Origin of the sequence: Agromyces sp. H66 (genome assembly GCF_004959775.1) — a bacterium.
In the GTDB taxonomy this organism is placed as follows: domain Bacteria; phylum Actinomycetota; class Actinomycetes; order Actinomycetales; family Microbacteriaceae; genus Agromyces.
The window spans coordinates 1-20,311 of sequence record NZ_SJZG01000009.1; the positions used below are offsets into that span (position 1 = coordinate 1).

Annotated in this window: 16 protein-coding genes; 8 read left to right on the top strand and 8 right to left on the bottom strand. The window is 72.0% G+C overall.

Going from position 1 to position 20,311, the window contains the following annotated elements:
• The first annotated feature begins 358 nt into the window (after positions 1 to 358).
• The gene (locus EZM51_RS14620; protein ID WP_136709056.1) at positions 359 to 3,169 is read left to right on the top strand and encodes an immune inhibitor A domain-containing protein; all 2,811 of its coding nucleotides are present in this window, start codon (positions 359 to 361) and stop codon (positions 3,167 to 3,169) included.
• 128 nt (positions 3,170 to 3,297) lie between these two features.
• Here EZM51_RS14620 and EZM51_RS14625 read toward each other — a convergent pair whose 3' ends face one another.
• A complete protein-coding gene (locus EZM51_RS14625; protein WP_169053929.1) occupies positions 3,298 to 3,933 on the bottom strand; it encodes a TetR/AcrR family transcriptional regulator in 636 nt (211 codons plus the stop codon).
• Positions 3,934 to 4,059: 126 nt separating this feature from the next.
• On the opposite strand from EZM51_RS14625, the gene EZM51_RS14630 reads away from it, so the two are divergent.
• Positions 4,060 to 5,085 (top strand): DUF2804 domain-containing protein, encoded by a 1,026-nt coding sequence (locus tag EZM51_RS14630; RefSeq protein ID WP_248305673.1) that lies wholly within the window; start codon positions 4,060 to 4,062, stop codon positions 5,083 to 5,085.
• A gap of 70 nt (positions 5,086 to 5,155) precedes the next feature.
• Complete coding sequence (locus tag EZM51_RS14635) at positions 5,156 to 6,268, top strand: DUF998 domain-containing protein (RefSeq protein WP_136709059.1); 1,113 nt, start codon at positions 5,156 to 5,158, stop codon at positions 6,266 to 6,268.
• A 12-nt stretch (positions 6,269 to 6,280) separates the two neighbouring features.
• Here EZM51_RS14635 and EZM51_RS14640 read toward each other — a convergent pair whose 3' ends face one another.
• The 5 genes from EZM51_RS14640 to EZM51_RS14660 all read right to left on the bottom strand — a co-directional run bounded on the left by EZM51_RS14640 (position 6,281) and on the right by EZM51_RS14660 (position 12,581).
• Positions 6,281 to 7,672, bottom strand: a complete 1,392-nt coding sequence (locus EZM51_RS14640) for a threonine/serine exporter family protein (protein WP_136709060.1) — start codon at positions 7,670 to 7,672, stop codon at positions 6,281 to 6,283.
• Between the two features lie 87 nt (positions 7,673 to 7,759).
• Positions 7,760 to 8,149, bottom strand: a complete 390-nt coding sequence (locus tag EZM51_RS14645) for a hypothetical protein (protein WP_136709061.1) — start codon at positions 8,147 to 8,149, stop codon at positions 7,760 to 7,762.
• A 101-nt stretch (positions 8,150 to 8,250) separates the two neighbouring features.
• Positions 8,251 to 11,256: a LuxR family transcriptional regulator gene (locus tag EZM51_RS14650; RefSeq protein WP_169053930.1), complete on the bottom strand. Its 3,006-nt coding sequence runs from the start codon at positions 11,254 to 11,256 to the stop codon at positions 8,251 to 8,253.
• A 62-nt stretch (positions 11,257 to 11,318) separates the two neighbouring features.
• Entirely contained in the window at positions 11,319 to 11,507 is a 189-nt protein-coding gene (locus tag EZM51_RS14655; RefSeq protein WP_136709063.1) for a hypothetical protein, read from the bottom strand.
• Positions 11,508 to 11,846: 339 nt separating this feature from the next.
• Positions 11,847 to 12,581, bottom strand: a complete 735-nt coding sequence (locus EZM51_RS14660) for a pyridoxamine 5'-phosphate oxidase family protein (RefSeq protein WP_211195930.1) — start codon at positions 12,579 to 12,581, stop codon at positions 11,847 to 11,849.
• A gap of 85 nt (positions 12,582 to 12,666) precedes the next feature.
• Between EZM51_RS14660 and EZM51_RS14665 the strand changes: the two genes are divergently transcribed.
• From EZM51_RS14665 to EZM51_RS14685, 5 genes are all read left to right on the top strand, one after another.
• Positions 12,667 to 14,217: a PLP-dependent aminotransferase family protein gene (locus EZM51_RS14665; RefSeq protein WP_136709065.1), complete on the top strand. Its 1,551-nt coding sequence runs from the start codon at positions 12,667 to 12,669 to the stop codon at positions 14,215 to 14,217.
• 52 nt (positions 14,218 to 14,269) lie between these two features.
• The gene (locus EZM51_RS14670) at positions 14,270 to 14,731 is read left to right on the top strand and encodes a LysM domain-containing protein (protein ID WP_136709066.1); all 462 of its coding nucleotides are present in this window, start codon (positions 14,270 to 14,272) and stop codon (positions 14,729 to 14,731) included.
• Between the two features lie 5 nt (positions 14,732 to 14,736).
• On the top strand, positions 14,737 to 15,135 hold the full coding sequence (locus tag EZM51_RS14675) for a hypothetical protein (RefSeq protein ID WP_136709067.1): 399 nt from the start codon (positions 14,737 to 14,739) through the stop codon (positions 15,133 to 15,135).
• Between the two features lie 138 nt (positions 15,136 to 15,273).
• A complete protein-coding gene (locus EZM51_RS14680; RefSeq protein ID WP_136709068.1) occupies positions 15,274 to 17,451 on the top strand; it encodes a S9 family peptidase in 2,178 nt (725 codons plus the stop codon).
• 184 nt (positions 17,452 to 17,635) lie between these two features.
• Positions 17,636 to 18,955: an FAD-binding oxidoreductase gene (locus EZM51_RS14685; protein WP_169053931.1), complete on the top strand. Its 1,320-nt coding sequence runs from the start codon at positions 17,636 to 17,638 to the stop codon at positions 18,953 to 18,955.
• Positions 18,956 to 19,106: 151 nt separating this feature from the next.
• Here EZM51_RS14685 and EZM51_RS14690 read toward each other — a convergent pair whose 3' ends face one another.
• Together EZM51_RS14690 and EZM51_RS14695 are read right to left on the bottom strand one after the other, a co-directional pair.
• Positions 19,107 to 19,583 carry a GNAT family N-acetyltransferase gene (locus EZM51_RS14690; RefSeq protein ID WP_211195931.1) on the bottom strand — a complete coding sequence of 159 codons (477 nt, stop codon included), beginning with the start codon at positions 19,581 to 19,583 and terminating at the stop codon, positions 19,107 to 19,109.
• Positions 19,580 to 20,194 (bottom strand): DUF1349 domain-containing protein, encoded by a 615-nt coding sequence (locus EZM51_RS14695; RefSeq protein WP_136709070.1) that lies wholly within the window; start codon positions 20,192 to 20,194, stop codon positions 19,580 to 19,582. The genes EZM51_RS14690 and EZM51_RS14695 overlap by 4 nt, the downstream gene beginning before the upstream one ends.
• Between the last annotated feature and the right edge of the window lie 117 nt (positions 20,195 to 20,311).

Below are 20,311 nucleotides of genomic sequence, written 5' to 3' on the forward strand. Positions count from 1 at the left end.
ACTCCTCGAACACCCCGCTTGACACCCATAGGAGCGTCGTAGGCCTGCTCCTCGGCTGACGCAGGCACCCGGGCCCGGGATTCGCCGAGCGTGCAGTCACAGCCCTCACTCGGGCCACGAGTGCACGCTCGACACCCGCCCGGCACGCCCGGCAACGGAGGACGAGCGGCAGCGGGGCATTCTGCGACGGAATCGTGCGCGTCCGCGCAACGGACTTGCGTCGTCGCAGCCAGATTCCACCCAGCTCTTCCGTAGTCGTCGCGCCGCACGGCAGGATTCCGGGTACGTCCGCCTTCATTCAGACGGACGTCGTTCGTGCCGACGGGGTGATCCCGCGTCGGCACTCGAAGGGAGATGCATGTCTGGAACGACCACACGCGCGCGCAGGCGCGCGGTGGCGGCGATCCCAGTGTTCGCGCTCGTCGCCGCCGGTTTGGCGACCGCGGGTGCGAGCGGGGCCGCCGTCGCAGCGGGTCCGGTCACCTCACCGGTGATCAGCGACTCGGAGTACTACATGAACTACGTCTCGCCGCGCGCCGAAGCCGCCTTCGGCAGCGACGAGCTCGTGGGGTCCATCGCGAACGGCCGGAGCACGGCGGGCGGGAACGCCGCCCTCGAGAAGGCCGACGCGCTCGACCGCAAGTTCAGCCAGGGCAACCCGGTCGCGGCGCGCGGGCTGGCCAAGCTCGAGGCGACGTCGATCGAGACCGGAAAGAGCCCGAAGGAACTCAAGAACCTGAAGAGCTCGAAGTCGACGCAGGAGGCGAAGCTCCTCACGATCCTCGTCGAGTTCAACGACAGCGCGGACGACGACTTCACGGGCGTGTACGTGCCGGAGGAGTTCGGCGCTTCGACCTGCATGCCCGGCAACGTGCAGAACGGTCCGCTCCACAACAACATCCCGAACCCGGCCGACTACGCGCTCGAGGACAACAACACGCTGTGGGTGGACGACTTCTCGTCGGAGCACTTCAACAAGATGCTCTTCACCGACGAAGGCATCACCGAGCGCGTGCGTCCCGACCTCACCGGTCCCGACGGCCAGCCGGGCATCGACATCTCGGGCTACACGATGAAGTCCATGTACGAGGAGATGTCGCGTGGCGCCTACACCGTCACCGGCGCGGCGACGCCGTGGGTCACGGTGCCGCACTCCGAGGCGTACTACGGCGCGAGCCTCTGCTTCCAGAACGAGGAGGGCGAGTACGAGTCCGGCGCCATCCAGGACATGCAGGGTCACCCCGCCAATCCGCTCGGCCCGGGCCAGCTGCCCATCGACGCGGTCGCGGCCCTCGCCGATGCGGACCCCGACTTCCCGTGGGCCGACTACGACGTCGAGGACCAGGGCGACCGTGACGGCGACGGGGACTTCCTCGAGCCCGACGGCGTCATCGACCACGTCGTGCTCGTGCACGCCGGCGAGGACAAGTCCGGCGGCGGCGGCGCGGAGGGCACCTACGCCATCTGGGCGCACTCGTCGGCGGTCGCCGGCGGCGCGCCGATCCCCGGCACCGACCTCATGCTGTCGAACTACATCGTGCAGCCCGAGGACTCGGGCGTCGGCGTGTTCGCACACGAGTACGGCCACGACCTCGGCCTGCCCGACCTCTACGACACCTCGGGCGCCGGCAACTCCGACGTCGACTTCTGGGACCTCATGTCCTCGGGCTCGCACTCGGGCCCGATCTTCCAGTCGATGCCCACGCACATGGGCCTCTGGGACAAGTGGGTGCTCGGCTGGGCCGACCCGGTCGTCATGAACCCGGGCGGCGACACCCGCGACGTGAAGGTCGGCCAGACCTCGCGCCCCAAGAAGGGCACGCAGGACGGCGTCAAGATCAACCTCCCCGACAAGGTCATCACGCTCACGCAGGCGCACAGCGGCGAGAACATGTGGTACACGGGGGCGGACCAGGACTGGGCCGACATCCGTCTCAGCCGCACCATCGAGAACGTCCCCGCCGACGCGAAGTTCTGGATGTGGAACGACTACGTGATCGAGGAGGACTGGGACTACGGCTTCGTCGAGGTCTCGACCGACGGCGGATCCACGTGGGCCGAGCTGAAGGTCTACGCCGAGGACGGCACCGAGGTTTCCACGCCCGACGGCTACGCCGACCCGAACGGCCGTCTGGCCGACTACGGCGGCAAGAAGTACGGCCTCACGGGTGACACGCACGGCTGGGCACACCACTACGTCGACCTGACCGCGTACGCCGGCCTGACCGTCGACCTGCGTCTGCGCCAGGCGACCGATGCCGCGTTCCTCGAGCGCGGATGGTTCAGCGACGACTTCTCGCTGACGAGCGCGGGCGCCGAGGTCTGGGCGGACGACGTCGAGAGCGGTGACAACGGCTGGACCAGCGAGGTCTCCTCGTTCACGACGACGACCGGCCCCGGCTGGCGCATCGACACCGGCACCTCGACGAAGGCGCAGTACTACCTCGTCGAGTGGCGCAACTTCGACGGCTTCGACGAGGGCCTGAAGTACGCCTACAACTCGGTGTACAGCGATGGGGCGTGGAAGGTCGAGAAGCTGGCGTACAACGCACCCGGTGCCCTGGTCTGGTACCGGGACACCACGTACGGCAACACCAACCACGTGACCTCGAACGAGACCGCGCTGCCGAGCTTCGGCGCCAAGGGCGGCCTGCTCCTGGTCGACAGCCACTTCGACCCGCTGCGCCGCACCGGCGATGCGGCGGACGCCGACCCGTCGACGCTGAAGAACCTGCCGAGCCGCGCGCAGTCCTCGGACGTCGCGTTCGGCCTGGAGACGACGCACGCGTTCACGGAGTGCTTCGTACTCGCCGACCCGACCGACGAGCACTGCACCGACATTCCGGCGCGGGCCGCGGTGGGCACCTTCACCGACGACCTGGGCTGGGTCCCCGGCCTGGAGTTCCGCGACGGCAGCTTCTTCCACCGCTACCGCGGCGGCTCGGTCGTGCTGCCGTCCGTCGGCAACGCGCCGTACTCGACGCGTATCGTCGACCCGAACGGCGACCCGGTCCAGGATCTGTACGGCTTCGACCTCGGGTTCACGGTGCTCGGTTCGGGCAACCCCGCCGACGCGGGTGTCGGCTACGGCACGGTCGTCGAGGTCCTGCAGGCCCTCGACGGCAACCGCGCGGCGATCATCCAGATCACCCCGCCCACCGCGGGATGAGCTGACCGCACCCCGCTCCATCGGCGAGGCGCCGGCCCCTCACGGGGTCGGCGCCTCGCCGCGTCCTAGGTGGACGCACGACACGCAGCGCCGGCCGTGGGAAGTCGGGCCCGCACCCGTCGACTCGCTCAGGCGGCGAGGCGCTCGAAGCCGTCGAGCAGCCGGTCGAGTCCCCAGCCGAAGCCGTCGCCCGCGAGGCTCGTGGTCGCCTCGGTGAGCGGGTACGCCGCGGCATCCGACCACAGCGTGTCGCCGGTCGCCGCGGGCGGCGCCCCCGCCGGATCGCCTGCCCGCTCGGCCGCGTCGAGGGCGGCGACACCGAGCACGTAGGCCCGCACCGCGTGCGCCGCGCGCGCGGCGTCGGCGTGCGGCATCCCGTCGGCGACGAACCCCGCGACGAGCGCCTCGTTGAGGCCGAGCGCGTGCGGACCGTCGAGGGGGCCGCTCGTCACCAGCACGATCGCGCCGACGTGCTCGGCGAGCCGTGCCCGCAGCGCCGCGGCGTGCGCGTGCACCTGGTCGCGCCACGTGGCATCCGCCCGGCGTTCCGTGTCGACGGCGACCGTCGACAGGAGCTGTTCGACCATGGCCCGCAGCAGCGCGTTCTTCGACGGGAAGTACGTGTAGAGCGCCGTCGGCGTGAGGCCGAGGGATGCCGCGACCCCGCGCACCGACGCGGCCGCGAAGCCCTTCTGCTCGAGGATCTCGAACGCGGCGTCGACGATGTCGGCCTGGCTGACGCTGCGCCTCGGTCCGGGTCTCAAATCCTGCTCCTCGCGGTCCTCCCCACCGTACCGGTTCGGCGGGCACGAGCACGGCGGAGGGTGAGCGCCGGTGGCGCGAGCAGTCCCCGCTCTGCCATGATTCGGGCGGGAACCCGAGGAGGCGACGTGGCCGATCCCGGCACGAAGACGCACGAGCGCGAGCTCACCGAACCCGTGGCGCTCACCCGGCCGAACGGACGGCTGAATCCCGCCGCGGTGGGCTGGACGCGGCATCCGCTGCACGACACCGCGGGCATCGGCCGCGGTGCGACCTCGTGGGGGCGCAACAAGCGCTGGGAGTACTGGGCGTTCACCTCACCTGACCTCATCGCCGCCGTCACCGTGGCGACGCTCGACTACGCGACGATGAGCCAGGTCTGGGTGCTCGACCGCCGCACCGGCGAGGAGATCGACCGGAGCGCCGTCACGCCGCTCTCCCGCGGCGTCTCGCTCCCCGATACGCTCGGCGGCGGCCCGGCGACCGCGCGCGTGCCGGGCCTCGACGTGCGCATCGAGGAGGAGGCGGGCGGCACCCGCATCCGCGCCACGACGGCGCGCGTCTCGATCGACGTGCTGGCGGCGAGGCCCGCCGGGCACGAGTCGCTCGGCGTCGTGGTGCCGTGGAGCGAACGGCGGTTCCAGTACACGGTGAAGGATGTCGCTCGCCCGGCGAGCGGCGTGGTCACCGTCGACGGGGTCGCCGAAGAACTGCTGCCGGGGCAGAGCTGGGCGGTGCTCGACCACGGTCGCGGCCGGTGGCCGTACTCGATGCGCTGGCACTGGGGCGCGGCGTCCGGCATCGAGCGCGGACGCCGACTCGGCCTGCAGCTCGGTGGTCTCTGGACCCGCGGCACCGGCTCGACCGAGAACGCGATCTCGATCGACGGGCGACTGCACAGGCTCGGCGACGAACTGGAATGGCGTTTCGACGCCGCCGACTGGCTCGCGTCGTGGTCGATCAGCGGCCCGCGCGTCGACCTGAGGTTCCAGCCGTTCCACGATCGCGTCGCGCGCACCGCGCTCGGCGTCATCCACTCCGAGACGCACCAGTGCTTCGGCCACTACCGCGGCACCGTGACCGACGATTCGGGCGAGGTCGTGGCGGTCGAGTCGCTGCTCGGCTGGGCCGAGCACGTCACGAACCGCTGGTAGCCGAGCGGATGCGTGGGGATCTGTTGCTTCATTCCCCGGCGAAGGAACCCCTCGGCCGTACGATGAGCGCATGTCAGCATCGACGGCGGCGGTCCTCACCGCCGAACCTCACGAAGCACCGCCGCAACGCAGGATCGCCGTCGAGACCGAGGCCCTGGTCGCGGGCGCCATCGCCGCCGCCACGAGCGGCATCGTCGCGGCATTCGTCTTCGCCGGAGGGCTCTGGCCGCTGTGGGGCGGGCTCTCGGTCGGCATCGTCGCCGCGGTCGCCGTGCTCGTCACCGGCGTCGCGCTGGGCGTGACCGGGTACTGGCGGGCTCGCAACCTGCCCGGCCAGGAGTGGCGGCACGCCCTCCGGCCGTGGAAGTTCACGATCGACGTCGCCACGGTCTCGGCCGTGCACGCGATCATCGGCACGATCCTCACCATCAGCACGTTCGTGCTCCTCCAGCGCAGCTTCGAGGGCCTGGTCGTGGATGCATGGATCGGCATGGGCGGGACGGCTGCTGCCGCAGGCCTCCTCGGGTACTGGACCTACCTGTCGGTCTCGTCGATCACCACCAACAAGCTCGCCACCCTGCTCGTCGTGTTCATGGCGACCTCGACCCTCGCGAGCATGGCCACCTCGCAGGACCCCCAGTGGTGGGAGTACCACTTCAGCCAGCTCGGCACCGCCGACGACTTCTCGAGCACGCTCTTCAACATCACGCTGATCATCGCGGGCGCGTTCGTCACGACGTTCGCCCTCTACGTCGACCGCGATCTCTCGACGCTCGTGCACCAGGGCGTGCTCGAGCACGCCTGGGCGCCGCGCGTCGTCTCGATCGTGTTCATCGTCATGGGCGTGATGCTCGCCTGCGTGGGCCTGTTCCCCCTGAACGTCAGCATGCTGCTGCACAATTCGTCGGCCATCGGCATGTCCCTGTCGTTCCTGGGCCTGCTCATCGCGTCGCCGTGGGTGCTGCGCGGGATGCCCCGTCGGTTCTTCGTGTTCTGCGGCGTGACCGTCGCCGTCCTCCTCGGCGGTGCGCTGCTCTTCGAGCCGGTCGCGTACTGGAACCTCACGGCGTTCGAGCTGCTCGCGTTCTCGCTCATCTTCGGCTGGATCGCGGTGTTCATCCGGTTCGTCGATGCCCTCGCGGCGGCGGGCGGCGCGGGCGATGACGGCGGCTACTCGGTCTGACGCCCGCCGGCCTCAGAGGGCGGGCCGCTGCATCCGGTTCGACACCACCGACCCGGCGAGCACGCCGAGCGCGATGGCCACCATCGTGGAGATCGTGGCGACGAGCGAGTTCGTGCCACCCGTGTCGCCGCCGAGCACGTCCGCGACCCCGAGCAGACCGAGCGCGCCGGGCACGAGCAGCCAGAACGCCGGCACGAAGCTCACGAGCGCCGCCGGTCCCGACGGTTGCCTGGCGACGAGCGCCGTGACGGGGATGACGACGACGGCGCCGACGAAGGCGGAGAGCACGCCGCCGAGGAAGACGTCGCCGATGACCTGCGCCCCGTAGGCGACGTAGAGCACGAGCAGGATCCACGGGATCGATCGGGGCGGCGCGCACTGGTGCACGGCGATCCCCACGCCGAACACGGCGACGGCGATCCAGGGCGCGAACGGCCCGAGTGCCTCGGGATGCTCCGCGAAGTCGAAGTCGGGCACGCCGACGAGGGCGCCCGCCGTCAGGATGCCGGCGGCGAGGAGCACGAGCTGCATCCCGCCCGCGGCCAGGCGCCCGGCGCCCGAGATCATCTGCCCGGTCGACAGCTCGAGCACGGCGGTGGTGAGGAGCGTGCCGGGCAGCAGCACGACGAGCGGGGCGATGAGCGCGGCGAGGATGCGGGGACCGAACCCCGCGTCGAGGAGCAGGAACACCACGAGCGACACGGCCAGGGCCATGCCCACGGTGATGAGGGCGCCGTACCGACTCGGCACGCGCTCGCTCACGAGGAGGGCCGCGCCGACGAGCGCGCCGAGCCCCACGGCGACCATGACGCCGGTCCACGTCGTGCCGAGCATCACCGCGAGGGCGCCGCTGAGGAGCGTGTAGCCGATGACCCGCACGACCCGGCCGTACGTGGGCGGCATCCTCCGGATTCGTCTGATGCGGTCGATCGTGGATGCCGGATCGAGCACGCCCAGCCGGGCGGCGTCGACGGTGCGCTGCAGTTCATCCACCTGCGCGAGGAGCAGGCGCCCCTCGCCGCTCGTCACGGCGCCCGTGCGGTGCTCGCCGACGTGCTCGCCCTCGCCGCGTGCGGAGACGAGCAGCGCGGTCGGGAAGACGACGACTTGGCTGGCCGGAAGGTGGTTGACGCGGGCGATGTCCTCGAGGGCGCTCCGCACCGTCATGACCGAGTAGCCGGCCCGGATCATCGCGTCGCCGACCGCCTCGGTGGCGGCGAGCGTCGCGGCGGAGTCGGGGCCGCCCTCGGCCGAGACCGGGACGGCGCCCGTGTGGGCGGCGGCCTTCGCGCTCGCGGTGAGGTCGCGCTCGGCGCGCGGCCGGAGCGCGAGGAGCAGCACCGCGCACACGGTGAGCACCCCCGCGGCGATCGTCCACGAGAGCCAGTCCCCCTGGTCGAGCATGCGTTCAGGCTATCCGTCGGATCCGGTCACCCTTGAGGCCCCGCCGATTCCCTCGCCGATCACGATCGGCCGGCAGGCCCGGCGCGCTCACCGCGCGGCTTCCGCCGACCGCAGGCTCCGGAACAGCCGCACGATGTAGAGCACCGCCCCGGCCAGCACCACGAGCACGCCGACCCGCCAGACCCAGACGAGGGCGACCACCGAAAGGATGGGGTTGGTCGCGGTACCGTCGCCGGTGGCCTCTTCGAGGTTGAGCATCGCGATCCCGAGCGTGAGCGCCCCGATGGCAGCGGTCACGATGAGCGGGATCCACAGCAGCTTGGGAAGCGGCACCCGTGCAAGCGCCCAGACGACCACGCCGAGCGCGATCGCGGCGAGCAGCGCGATGCCGCCCTCGAGCGGATCGATGAGCCCGAACACCAGGAACGGCAGGGTGATGAAGGCCAGCACGATCGCGATGATCCGGCGAGTTCGCATGTCAGGCGCCTTTCACGAGGGGACTCATGCGCCAAGCATGGCGGCGGTTCCGGGGCCGGAACCGGGACCATCGGCCTACGAGGTTCGGCCGACCGGTGCCGTCAGCGCAACGCGCCCGCGCGGTACGCCGCCTCGGTGCGCGTGGCCGCACCGAGCTTGCGCAGGATCGCCGACACGTGCACGCTCGCGGTCTTGCCGCTGATGAAGAGGCGCTCGCCGATCTGCCGGTTGCTGAGACCCTCGGCGATGAGCTCGAGCACCTGCCGCTCGCGCGCGGTGAGCTCGGCGGCGGCCGCGGCGTCGTCGGAGGCCACGGAGTCCGCGATGCCGCCCGCCGGGGCGACGAGTCCGGCGCCGCCGCCGACGCCGTCGATGGCGATGCCGGCCGCCGACGCGACCCGGAGGATGCGGTCGCGCACGGCCTTCACTCCGCCCGACTCGGCGACGTCGAACGCCGCCTGCAGCGAGGCTCGCGCGCCCGAGCGGTCGGCCGCGGCGAGCTCGGCTTCGCCCTGCCGCAGCAGCGCATAGGGGGCGAGGAAGCCCGGCGCGCTCGGCGCCGCCGTGGCCGCCACGGCGTTTCGCCAGGCCTCGACGCCGGTGCCCGCGACACCGGCGCCCGCACCCTCGGATGCCTCGGCGAGCTCGGCTTCGAACATGGCCGTCCACATCGGGGCCGTCGGCCAGAACGCGAGCCGCTCGAGCAGCGCGCGGAACTCGGGCACGGCGGCCTCGACGTCGTCGCCGACGACTTCGGTCACGGCGCCGGGGCGGGCGCGCACGGCGGCCACGACCCGAGCCGCCGCCCAGAGGAACGGTTCCGCGTAGCCGGGCAACGGAAGCTGCTCCTCGTCGAGAATGGCCCGCGCCTCCCGCCACGCGCCGGGCAGGTCGTCGTTGGCGAGCGCGAGCTCGATCGCGAGGCGACCCGAACCGAGTCGCGCCTGCATCTCGACCTTCATGACGTTCACGATCGTCGTGCGGACGCTGCGGTAGAGCTCGGTGGCCGCGGCCGTATCGCCCTGCCAGAGCAGGGACCAGATCTTGCTGCGCAGCAGGTAGACCGCGAACGGCGTGGGTGGATCGAGCGCGAGCGCGCGATCGCCGAGCTCCCTGGCACGCTCCCACTCGCCGAGCGCGAGCAACGGTTCGACGGCGTTGGAGGCGAGGATGACGCCCGAGGTGCGCTCGAGGCCCCGCAGGCGCGACTGGGCGAGGCCCTCCTCGGCGAGGCGCACCGCCTCGTGGTGGTTGCCGATCAGGTGGTGCAGGTCGGACGCGTTGACCCAGTACTTGAGCAGTGCGTTGCCGTCGCCGTCGGCGAGCACCCGGGCATGCTCGAGGAGCTCGAGGCCGTGCTCGATCTCGCCGAGCGTGGCGCGGCTGCCCGCCGCGATGTTCTGCGTGATCGACATGTACCGTGCCGACCCGATCGCGGTTGCGACCTCGAGGCCACGCTCCGCGATCTCGAGGGATTCCTCCATGCGGCCGTCGATCATGAGACGGCCCGCCAGGGCCGCGAGCATCGTGGCGCGCAAGTCGCTCGGACCGACGTCGCCCCTCGCGTCGAGCGCGGCGAGCGCCTGCTCGAGCACCTCGATCGACCCGGGCCTGCCGACGTTCGCCAGGTAGATGCCCTTGTCTCGAAGCAGACGTGGGTAGCTCGGATCGTCGTGCGGGCACTCCGCGAGCGCGGCCTTCACGAGCGCGAGGCCGCGCTCGCCCTCGCCGGCGTTGCGGAGGTGGGAGGCGGTGCGGCCCATGAGCTCGAGCTTGCTCATGCCCGCAGCCGCGACCGGGTCGGGGACGACGTCCCACAGGCCGAGTGCGCGTTCGCCGAGCTGCGCCGCGGTCGCGTACGCGGCCGAGGCGCGTGCCTCGCGCATCGCCTGCATCGTGGCCGGGAAGGCGCGCGCGGAATCGTGCGCGCCGAGCCAGTGGAACGAGATCTCGGCGGCGAGCCGCCGTGTGCCGGCGGCCGCCGCGGCCTCGTACGCCTCGGCGTAACGGGCGTGGAACCGCGCACGTTCCCCGGGCAGCAGGTCGGCGAGGATGGCCTCGCGCACGAGCGCGTGCCGGAACGCGTAGTCGTCGCCGTCGATCACGAGGACTCCGGTGAGCACACTCTCGCGCGCGGACTGGTCGAGCTCGTCGGCGGTGCCGGCGTACACGGCGGAGAGCATCGAGTGCGAGACGCGCACGCCGCCGATGGAGATGAGGCGGAGCATCTCCTGCGCCGGCTCGGACAGCCGCTCGTAGCGGGCGAGCAGCAGTTCGCGCAGCGTGTCGGGCACGTCGCCCTCGTCGCGGCACCCGTCGATGCCGACGAGCTCCTCGACGAAGAAGGGCACGCCGTCGCTGCGGCGGAACACCGCGTCGAGCACGCTCTCGCTGGGGACAGCGTCGACGATGAGCGACTTCGCCAGCTTTCGCACCTGGGCGCGCGAGAGCCGACCGAGATCACGGCGCTCGACCCATCGGTCGCGCTCGGCCTCGGAGAGGAAGGCGCGGACCGGATGCCCCCTGGTCACGTCCTCGGTGCGATAGCTGAGCACCGTCAGCACCCTGCTCGAGCCGAGGGCGCGCATGAGGAAGCGGAGCAGGGCGAGCGTCGCCGCATCGATCCAGTGCACGTCCTCGATGACGAAGACGATCGGTCGCTCGCGTGAGAAGGTCTCGAGGAGCACGGCGATGGCTTCGTGCAGCTGGCCGGTGGCGGCGCCCGCGTCGGCCTTCGCGACGGGCGGCACGGACGCGGCGTCGGGCGGTCCGAGTTCGGGCAGCAGCGCGATGAAGGCGGCACGGCCGGGACCGACGGCATCGAGCACGCGCTCGGCGCCCTCCTCGGCGACGAGCGCACGGAGGGCGGCCTTCACGGGCGCGTACGGCGCCGCCACGTCGCCGAGGTCGACGCACTGCCCGGCGAGCAGGCGCACGTCGGACGGAAGGCCGGCTTCGAACTCGCGGATGAGCCGCGTCTTGCCGATGCCCGCCTCACCGCCGATGATGACGGTGAAGGGCGCACCCGCACGAACCTCGCCGAGTCGCTCGTGCAGCATCGCGAGGTCGGCGTCCCGACCGATCATGGCCGGCGCTGACGTGGTCACCATCCCATGGTGCCACTCACCGCCGACACCCCGCACGGGTGCGCCCGCCGCGACCGCGGAACTCACCGGAGGAGGGCGAGGCGCGGGGCGCGGCGATGGCTGCGGTGGCGCTCCGGAGTCGCCGTGGACGACGTCCCGGCGTCGTCCACGGCGCGCTCGTCGGCGCGCATCCGCAGGCCGATCTCGTGCTCGGCGGCGCGCACGTCGGTCTTGTACGTCCCGAGTGCGATGAAGTCGGCCGAGTACTGCATGGTTCCTCCTGAGTTGTCCGATACGTCCGACCGGATACCTCGAGCGTGCTCGCTAAGGCACCCGGCGTTCATCGGGCGATCGCCCTATTTCGGGCAGATCTCGTCTCGAGCACCTGAGGTGCCCTGATCCGCCCGGGCGGCAGGGGCCCGGGCGTGCCGAACGACGGATTCGTCGATCGGGAGGCGCGGTCGTTCGTCGGGTCGTGTGGGCTCAGCGCAGCACGGTGGGCGTACGGCCGTAGCCGTCACGCCGGAACTGCACGAGCGCGGTCGTGATCGCCGTGGCGGCGAGCAGTCCGAGCACGAGCATGGTCGCGAACATCTCGCACCTCCTTTCCATCAGGGAAGTCTGTCCCCGCCCGGGGCGCCGGTCGTCAGTGCGACCACGGAATTCCGGGTCGGGGTCGGCCCGCCCGAGGAACGGGTCATGAGTGCGACCACGGAGTCGGGGATCGGTGTCCCCTCGGGCGTGAGCGCCGACGCACTGGGCGGGCCCCAACTGCGCACGAGCGGCACCACCCCGGCCCAGGCCGTGTGGTCCTCGCCGTCGTCGGGTTCTTCGGATGCCCCGCCCGCGCGGGCCTTCATGACCACGTCGTCGAGGGCGAGCCGGAGCACGCGCGTCGCCGCGGTCTCCTTGCGGGTCGTGCCGCGCACCTCGGCGGGCCGGCCGGGCATGAGCCGGTCGGACAGCGCGATCAGCGCGGCATCCGTCTCGTCGGCGGGGACCGTCTCGAGCACGCCGTAGACGACCGCGCTGCGGTAGTTCATCGAGCTGTCGAAGAGGGAGCGGGCGTAGACGAGCCCGTCGAGGGCCGTGACGGAGAAGGCGACGGTCGCGCGGGTCGCGGCGGCGCGCAGCGCGAATCCGCCGCCCGTCGAGCCGTGCATGAGCACGTGGTGGCCGACGTGCGCATAGGCCATCGGCACGATGACGGGCTCGCCGTCCACGACCGCGGCGAGGTGGCCGACGAGCTCGTCGTCGAGCAGCGCGAAGAGGTCGAAGCGGTCGGTGGTCTGCCGCTCGGGCATTCGGCGGACGCGTCGGGGGGCAGTGGTGTTCGTCGTGGTCACGCTGCTAGTCTCACGAACACACTGGTTCGCCGAGGAGTCCAGTTCCTGCAAGTTCTGGCAGTCCAGTCGATCACTCGGAGGGCACATGGACGGCACCATCCTCGCCATCGATCGCAGCGCCGACCTGCCATTGGGCGTGCAACTCGTCGAGGGGCTCCGGCGCGGCATCCTCGGCGGTGCACTGCGCCCCGGAGACGCGGTGCCGTCGACGCGCTCGCTCGCGTCGGAGCTCGGCGTCTCGCGCAGCGCGGTCGTCGCCGCCTACGAACAGCTCGCGGGCGAGGGCTACCTCGAACTGCGACAGGGCGCGCCGACCCGCGTCGCCGAACTCGCCGAGATCGACGCCGACGCCGACCTCGACGCCGACGTCGACGCATCGAGTCGTCACGGATGGCGGCCACCGGGCCGGGCGACCCGGCCACCCGTGACGACTCGGCGGCCGGAAGCGGCACCGGCGGAACCGCGCATCGACCTGGTGCCCGGCAGGCCCTCCACCGCCCGCATCGACACCCGGGCGTGGCGGTCGGCCTGGCGCCACGCCGCGACGCTCGAGATCCCGTCCGACTCCCCGCCGCTGCTGGGCGTACGACGCCTCCGCGAGGAGATCGCCGACCACCTGCGCCAGGCCCGCGGGGTCGCCTGCGACGCCGACGACGTGGTCGTCACGGCGGGCACCAGCGAGGCGGTCGCGCTCGTGGCATCCGCGCTGCTCATGCTCGGCGACCGCGACCGCGACGGCGACCGCGACGACTGCGACGACTGCGACGGCGTCACCGTGGCGGTCGAGCACCCCGGCTACCCGTCGGCGCGGCGCACGATCGAACGGCACGGCGCGCGCACCGTACCCGTGCCCGTCGACGCCGATGGGCTCCGCGTCGACGTGCTGCGACGGATGCCACGGGCGCCGCAGGCGGTCATGGTCACGCCGAGCCACCAGTACCCCCTCGGCGGACGCCTTCCCGTCTCGGCACGGCTCGCGCTGGTCGAGTGGGCGCACGAGCACGGCGCCATCGTCATCGAGGACGACTACGACAGCGAGTTCCGCCATCTGGGTCCGCCGCTGCCGGCGCTCGCGTCGCTCGACGGCGCGAACGTCGTGCTCGTCGGCAGCTTCTCGAAGATCCTCACGCCCTGGCTGCGACTCGGGTACCTCGTGCTGCCCGCGAGCGCGGCGTTCCGCGACGCCGTCGCCGAACTCCGGGACGACGAGCCCGGACCGGTCGCCGGAGTGGTGCAGGATGCCGCGGCCGCCCTGCTCGCGAGCGGAGCCGTGCGCCGGCACATCGCGGCGACGCGACGCGAGTACGCGCATCGCCGCCGGCTCGTCATCGAGGCGCTCGACGGCATCCCGCACGCGCCGCTCTCGGGACTCGACGGCGGGCTGCACGCCGTGGTCCGGCTCCCCGATCACGGCGCGGTCGAGGCCGTGCTGGCGCGACTCACCGACGCGGGGGTCGCGGTCGCCACCCTCGCGGAATACTCCGCCGTGCCCGGCGAGACCGAGCCGGGAATCGTGTTCGGATACGCCGGCGCGAGCGACACGCAGCTGGCGGAGGCGCTCGCGCTCATCCGGGCGGTGATCCGTGACCTGACACTCCTGTGGACACCGGATGCCCCGGGGCCGCCGGATCGCTAGGCTGGCGCGACCGGCGCTCCGACGGGTGCCGGCACATCGATGGGGAGGCTCGATGGAGCGTGGCTCGAGCATGGTGGCGGCATCCGCTGGACTCACGGCCCTGCTGCTGAGCGGATGCACCGCGGCTCCCCCGCCCACGCCGGCGACGATCACCGTCACCGCAACGGTCACGGCGACGCCCACGCCCACCCCAACGCCCGAGGCGGCGCCGCCACCGCCTCCCCCGGCGGCGCCGGCGCCCGAGCCCGTGCCGAACGCGCCGGCGCCGGTCGTCGAGTGGGGTCCGGCCTTCGACACGGGTGCGCGGCCCGGCGCCACCGGCACCCCCGTGCTCGACGCCGACGGGGTGCCCGCGAGCTACACGGTCGTCGAGGGCGACAGCTTCTTCGACATCGCGCAGCGCTTCGAGCTGCCGCAGCAGCAGCTCCTGCGCATGAACCCGCAGGTGCACGACTTCGGCGAGACGGTCTACATCGGCGACGTCATCAACCTCGACTGGACGAAGACGGGCTAGGCCGCATGGATGCCGCGACCACGATCGTCACCATCGAGCCCTGGAGCCCCTGGCCGCTCGCCATCCCGGCGGTCGTCGTCATCGCATCGACCATGGCCTCGGTCGTCGGCACTCGCTTCCGATCCCGGCCGATGCGGGAGGCCGGGTACACCGGGTTCGTCGTCGGCGCCCTCGCGATCGTCTGGATGACGTGGTCGCTGTCGGGCATCTGGGATACCGGTGCGCGGCGGGAGGCGTTCGCCGCCGCGGGCTACGAGTCGCCGACCTTCTCGGGCAGCACCGACGTATCGGCCGGCGAACTGCCCCCGCTCGCGTGGCAGGCCGTCCGCGACGGCGAACGCGTGCGCGGCGTGCTGCGACCCCTCGGCGGCGACCGGTGGGAGATCCGCGAGACGGGCGGCTGACCGGCCCTGCGCCACTTGTGCGCCCGCCGCGCCACACGAACGGGCGCAGCGGGCGGCGACGTGGCGCGGCATCCGACCGGACGACGCTCGCGCGGACTCCGCGACCGGAAACCTCGGGCGGAGGCGTAGCGTGGATGCGTGCTCACCCCACCCGCCCCCGAGAAGCGACCGACCGAACGCGTGCACCACGGCGACGTGGTGCACGACGACTACGAGTGGCTTCGCGCCAAGGACGACCCCGCCGTCATCGCGCACCTGCACGAGGAGAACGCCTACACGAAGGCGCGCACCGAGCACCTCATGCTCCTCCAGGAACAGATCTTCGAGGAGATAAGGAACCGGACCAAGGAGACCGACCTCTCGGTGCCGACCCGCGAGGGCGACTGGTGGTACTACACCCGCACGGTCGAGGGGAAGCAGTACGGCATCCGCTGCCGAGCGCCCATCGCGGCATCCGACGACTGGGAACCCCCGGTGCTGCCCGAAGCGCCGTCGTCGGTTGAGCCTGTCGAAACCGCGACGGATGCCGCGTACGAGCCGCTGCCCGGCGAGCAGGTGCTCCTCGACGACAACGTCGAGGCCGAGGGCCACGACTTCTACGCGCTCGGCAGCTTCGACGTCACCGCCGACGGCTCGACGCTCCTCTACGCGATCGACACCGACGGCGACGAGCGATACACGCTGCGCCTGCGCTCGATCGACGGCTCCGGCCGCGAGTACGACGACCTCATCGAGGGCACCGCCGCCGGCGCCGTGTTCGACCCCAGCGGCCGCTACGTCTTCTACGCCACGGTCGACGAGTCGTGGCGCCCCGACACGATCTGGCGGCACGAGGTCGGCACCGCGACGTCCGACGACGTCCCGGTCTTCAAGGAGGACGACGAGCGCTTCTGGCTCGGCGTCGGCCTGACCCGCAGCCGCCGGTTCATGCTCATCGAGGCCGGCTCGAACGTCACGAGCGAGACGTGGCTGCTCGACGCCGACGACCCGACCGGCGAGTTCCGCGTCGTGTGGCCGCGCAAGGAGGGCGTCGAGTACGACGTCGACCACGTGGTCGCCGGTGGACGCGACCGTCTGCTCATCGTGCACAACGACGGTGCCGTGAACTTCGAGCTCGTGAGCGTCGCGGCATCCGACCCGCAGGGACCGCGACGGATGCTGCTGCCGCACAACCCCGCCGTGCGCCTCGAGGGCGTCGAGGCGTTCCGGAACTTCGTCGCCGTCGAGTACCGCCGAGAGGGCCTGTCGCGGGTCGCGATCGCCAAGGTGCCGCCGACGGGGATCCCGACAGACGCCACGCCCGACGACACCCTGCACGAGCTGCCGTTCGACGAGGCCCTGTTCTCGGTGGGCGTCGGCGGCAACCCAGCCTGGGAGCAGCCGACCCTGCGGATCGGCTACACGAGTTTCATCACGCCCGCGACCGTGTACGACGTCGTCATCGCCACGGGCGAGCGGCGGCTCCGCAAGCGGCAGCCCGTGCTGGGCGACTACGACCCGGCCCGATACGCCCAGCGTCGCGAGTGGGCGGTCGCCGACGACGGCACCCGGATCCCCGTGTCGCTCGTGTACCGGCCCGATCTGGTGGAGTTCGGCACGCCCGCGCCCACGCTGCTCTACGGCTACGGCTCGTACGAGCACTCGATCGACCCCGGGTTCGGGATCCCCCGGCTGTCGCTCCTCGACCGCGGCATGATCTTCGCCGTCGCCCACGTGCGCGGCGGCGGGGAGCTGGGCCGGCTCTGGTACGAGCACGGCAAGAAGCTCCACAAGCGCAACACGTTCACCGACTTCGTGGCGGTGGCGCAGCATCTCGTCGACAACGACATCACCGCTCCCGACCGGCTCGTGGCGCAGGGCGGCAGCGCCGGCGGACTGCTCATGGGCGCCGTCGCGAACATGGCGCCGAAGTACTTCTCGGGCATCCTCGCCGAGGTGCCGTTCGTCGACCCGCTGACCTCGATCCTCGACCCGACGCTGCCGCTCACCGTCATCGAGTGGGACGAGTGGGGCAATCCGCTCGACGACGCCGAGGTGTACGCGTACATGAAGACGTATGCGCCGTACGAGAACGTGCACGAGAACCACTACCCGCCGATCCTGGCGGTGACCTCGCTGAACGACACGCGCGTGCTCTACGTGGAGCCCGCGAAGTGGGTGGCGCGCCTCCGCGATGCGGGAGCCGACGCGCTGCTGAAGATCGAGATGGCGGCCGGGCACGGCGGCGTCTCGGGGCGGTACTCGGCGTGGCGCGAGCGGGCGTTCGCGTACGCGTGGGTCATCGACCGGGCGAAGGCGCACCCGAGCGGCGAGTAGGCGCCCGCGGCGCGTCGAAAGCTCGCGCAGGAGAATGGGACCCATCCCCGCCCACAGGCGGGTTCAGTGCAGTTCTCCTGCACAAGCTTCGGCCGGGCCGGGTTGCGACGTATGCGAACGCAGCAATTCCGCGCTCAGCGAGCATCGTTGGCGGATGTCGGGGGCCGCTGCCAGACTGCGATCCATGTCGATTCTCTCTGACCTGAGCGAGCGCGTGCCCGGCCGTACATTCGGACCCGGCTCCACCGAGTACGACGACGGTCGTACCGTGTTCTACGGCCCCGGCGAACCCGAGGCCGTCATCCGTCCCTCCACCGTCGACGAGCTGGCCGCCGCCGTGCGCGCCGCCGTCGACGCGAACGTGCCGATCTCCGTCCGCAGCGGCGGACACGGCAGCCTGCCCGCCACCGACGGCGTGGTCATCGACCTCGCCGAGTTCAACGCCATCGAGGTCGGCGACGATGGCCTCGTCACCGTCGGGGCCGGCGCCCACTGGGGCGATGTCGCCGCCGCCCTCGCCCCCCACGGCCTGGGTATCACCTCCGGCGACACGCTCGACGTCGGCGTCGGCGGGCTGGCGCTCGGCGGCGGCATCGGATGGCTCGTCCGCACGCACGGCCTCACGGTCGACCTGATGCGCGAGATCGAGCTCGTCACGGCGACCGGCGAGGTGCTCACGGTGAACGCCGAGTCGCATCCCGACCTGTTCTGGGCACTCAGGGGCGGCGGCGGCAACTTCGGCATCGCGACGCGCTTCATCCTGCAGGCCGCGCCCGTCGACGGGATCGTCGGCGGTCACCTGCAGTTCGATCAGTCGGACGTCGGCGCGGTGCTGCGCACCTGGCGCGACATCACGGTCGCCTCCCCCGACGAGCTCAACTCGACGCTCCTGGTCATGCCGCAGCTGATGGCCGAGATGCCGGCGGGCCCGCAGCTCGCGGTCGCACTTCGCGGCACCGAGGAGGAGCTGCGGCGCGTCCTCGATCCGCTCCTGTCGCTGCCCTCGGTCACCGAGGTGAAGCTGGGGCCGGTAGCCTACGGCGAGCTGCTCGAGGCGGCGCCGCCCGGCCGTCCGCCGTTCCGCTTCGTCGGTGGCAACGGGTTCGCACCCGACCTGTCCGACGAGTTCCTCGCCGCGTGCGAGCGAGCCCTCGGCACGGCCGCACCCACGATGCTCATGCTGCGAGCCCTCGGCGGGGCGTTCTCGCGGGTCGCGGCGGATGCCACGCCCATCGCGTTCCGCGATGCGCAGGCGCTGTTCGTCGTGAACACGCTGCTCCCCGCCGACGCGACCGACGCCGACGCGGCGGCCATTCGCCCGGCGCTCGACGAGGCGCTCGGATTCACGAGCGGACCGTACGCGAACTTCACGCAGGAGTTCGGCGACGACGTGACGGCCACGATCTACCCGCCGTCGACGCTCGAGCGACTCCGGCGGGTGAAGTCCGAGGTCGATCCCGGCGACGTGTTCCGCCCGGCGCACCACATCGCGCCCACGCGCTGACCCGGCGGCGTCGGGCCGCGACGCCCGTCCACGTCAACTCCCCCTCGCGACGGCGGCCCTCCCTCGCGGCGGCGGCCCGAACTCGGGCCGCCGTCGCGAGGATCGGCCGCCGCCGCGCGGGCGTGGGGACCGCGGGCGCGGCCCGCCGCGCTCAGCCGAGCTCGAGCCGCATCGTGTCGGCGTTGCCGTTGCGACCGACGACGCGGAATCCCGCCCGCTCGTAGAGGTGTCGCGCACGGTTGCCGTCTTCGACGCTGAGACTGATTCCCGGGATGCCGCGACGACGTGCCTCGTCGACCACCGCGTCGAGCACGGAAGATCCGAGCCCGCGACCGCGATGGCCCTCGAACGCGGTGATGCTGAGCTCGGGCGTCGACGCGTCGACGAAGCCGTAGCCCGGGTCATCCGCCGGCAGGAACACGACCCACGCGACCGCCAGCACCGCATCGCCCTCGACGGCGGCGAAGCCGAAGTCGCGCGACGCGTCGAATGCCGAGTAGTAGTGCGCGAGGTCGGGACGGTCGTCGAGATCCTGCAGCGAGAACCGCGGCTCGACCCAGTTCATGTTGACCAGGCACGCCTCGCGCAGCATCGCGCGATCGTCGTCGGTCAGGGGCCGAAGCCTCACGGGATCTCCGGGTCCTCGTGCAGGTCGACGTCGGCCGGCGCGAGCGCCCACCGCGTGAATCGCACCTCGAGGTCGCCGCGCATCGGCGCGCAGACCATGGGGCCGGCGGATGCCGCGGCCGACGCGAACGGCGCGACGCGAAGCGTGCGCCATCCGCTCGTCTCGGTGCGGGCGCGCAGCGTCACGGCATCGGCGCCCGCGACGCCGCTCCGGCTCGCGCGGATGGTCACGAGCTGCCCCGCCCAGTCGGGCACGGGCGCGAGCGACCAGTCCGAGACGCCGTCGGTGACGACCGCGCCGAGGTGCAACACCCCGTCGGACACCTCGAGTCCGGACTTCACCCAGTGCTCGCCGTCGGCGAAGAGCATGAGGCCGGCCTGGTCGTAGAGCCCGGTGAGGGTCGACGTGTCCACCGTCACCTCGGCCGCGGCATCCGCGGGCCACTCGCCGAGGAGGGCGTGTCCGTCGTCGTGCACGAACCCGTAGTGCGTGGTGCGCCAGTAGTCGCTGCCCTCGGATGCCCCGACCACGAGGTCGTCGCCGTCGAGTCGAGTGGTCGCGGGCTCCCGCGTCCAGACTCCTGCCGCCCAATCCACGCGCCGCCCATGCATGCGTTCCACGCTAGCGGCAGGAGTCGCCGGGACGGCGGCTTCCCCTCGCGACGGCGGCTCGAACTAGGGCCGCCGTCGCGAGAACGGGCCGCCGCGACATTCTTCGAAGAGCCACGC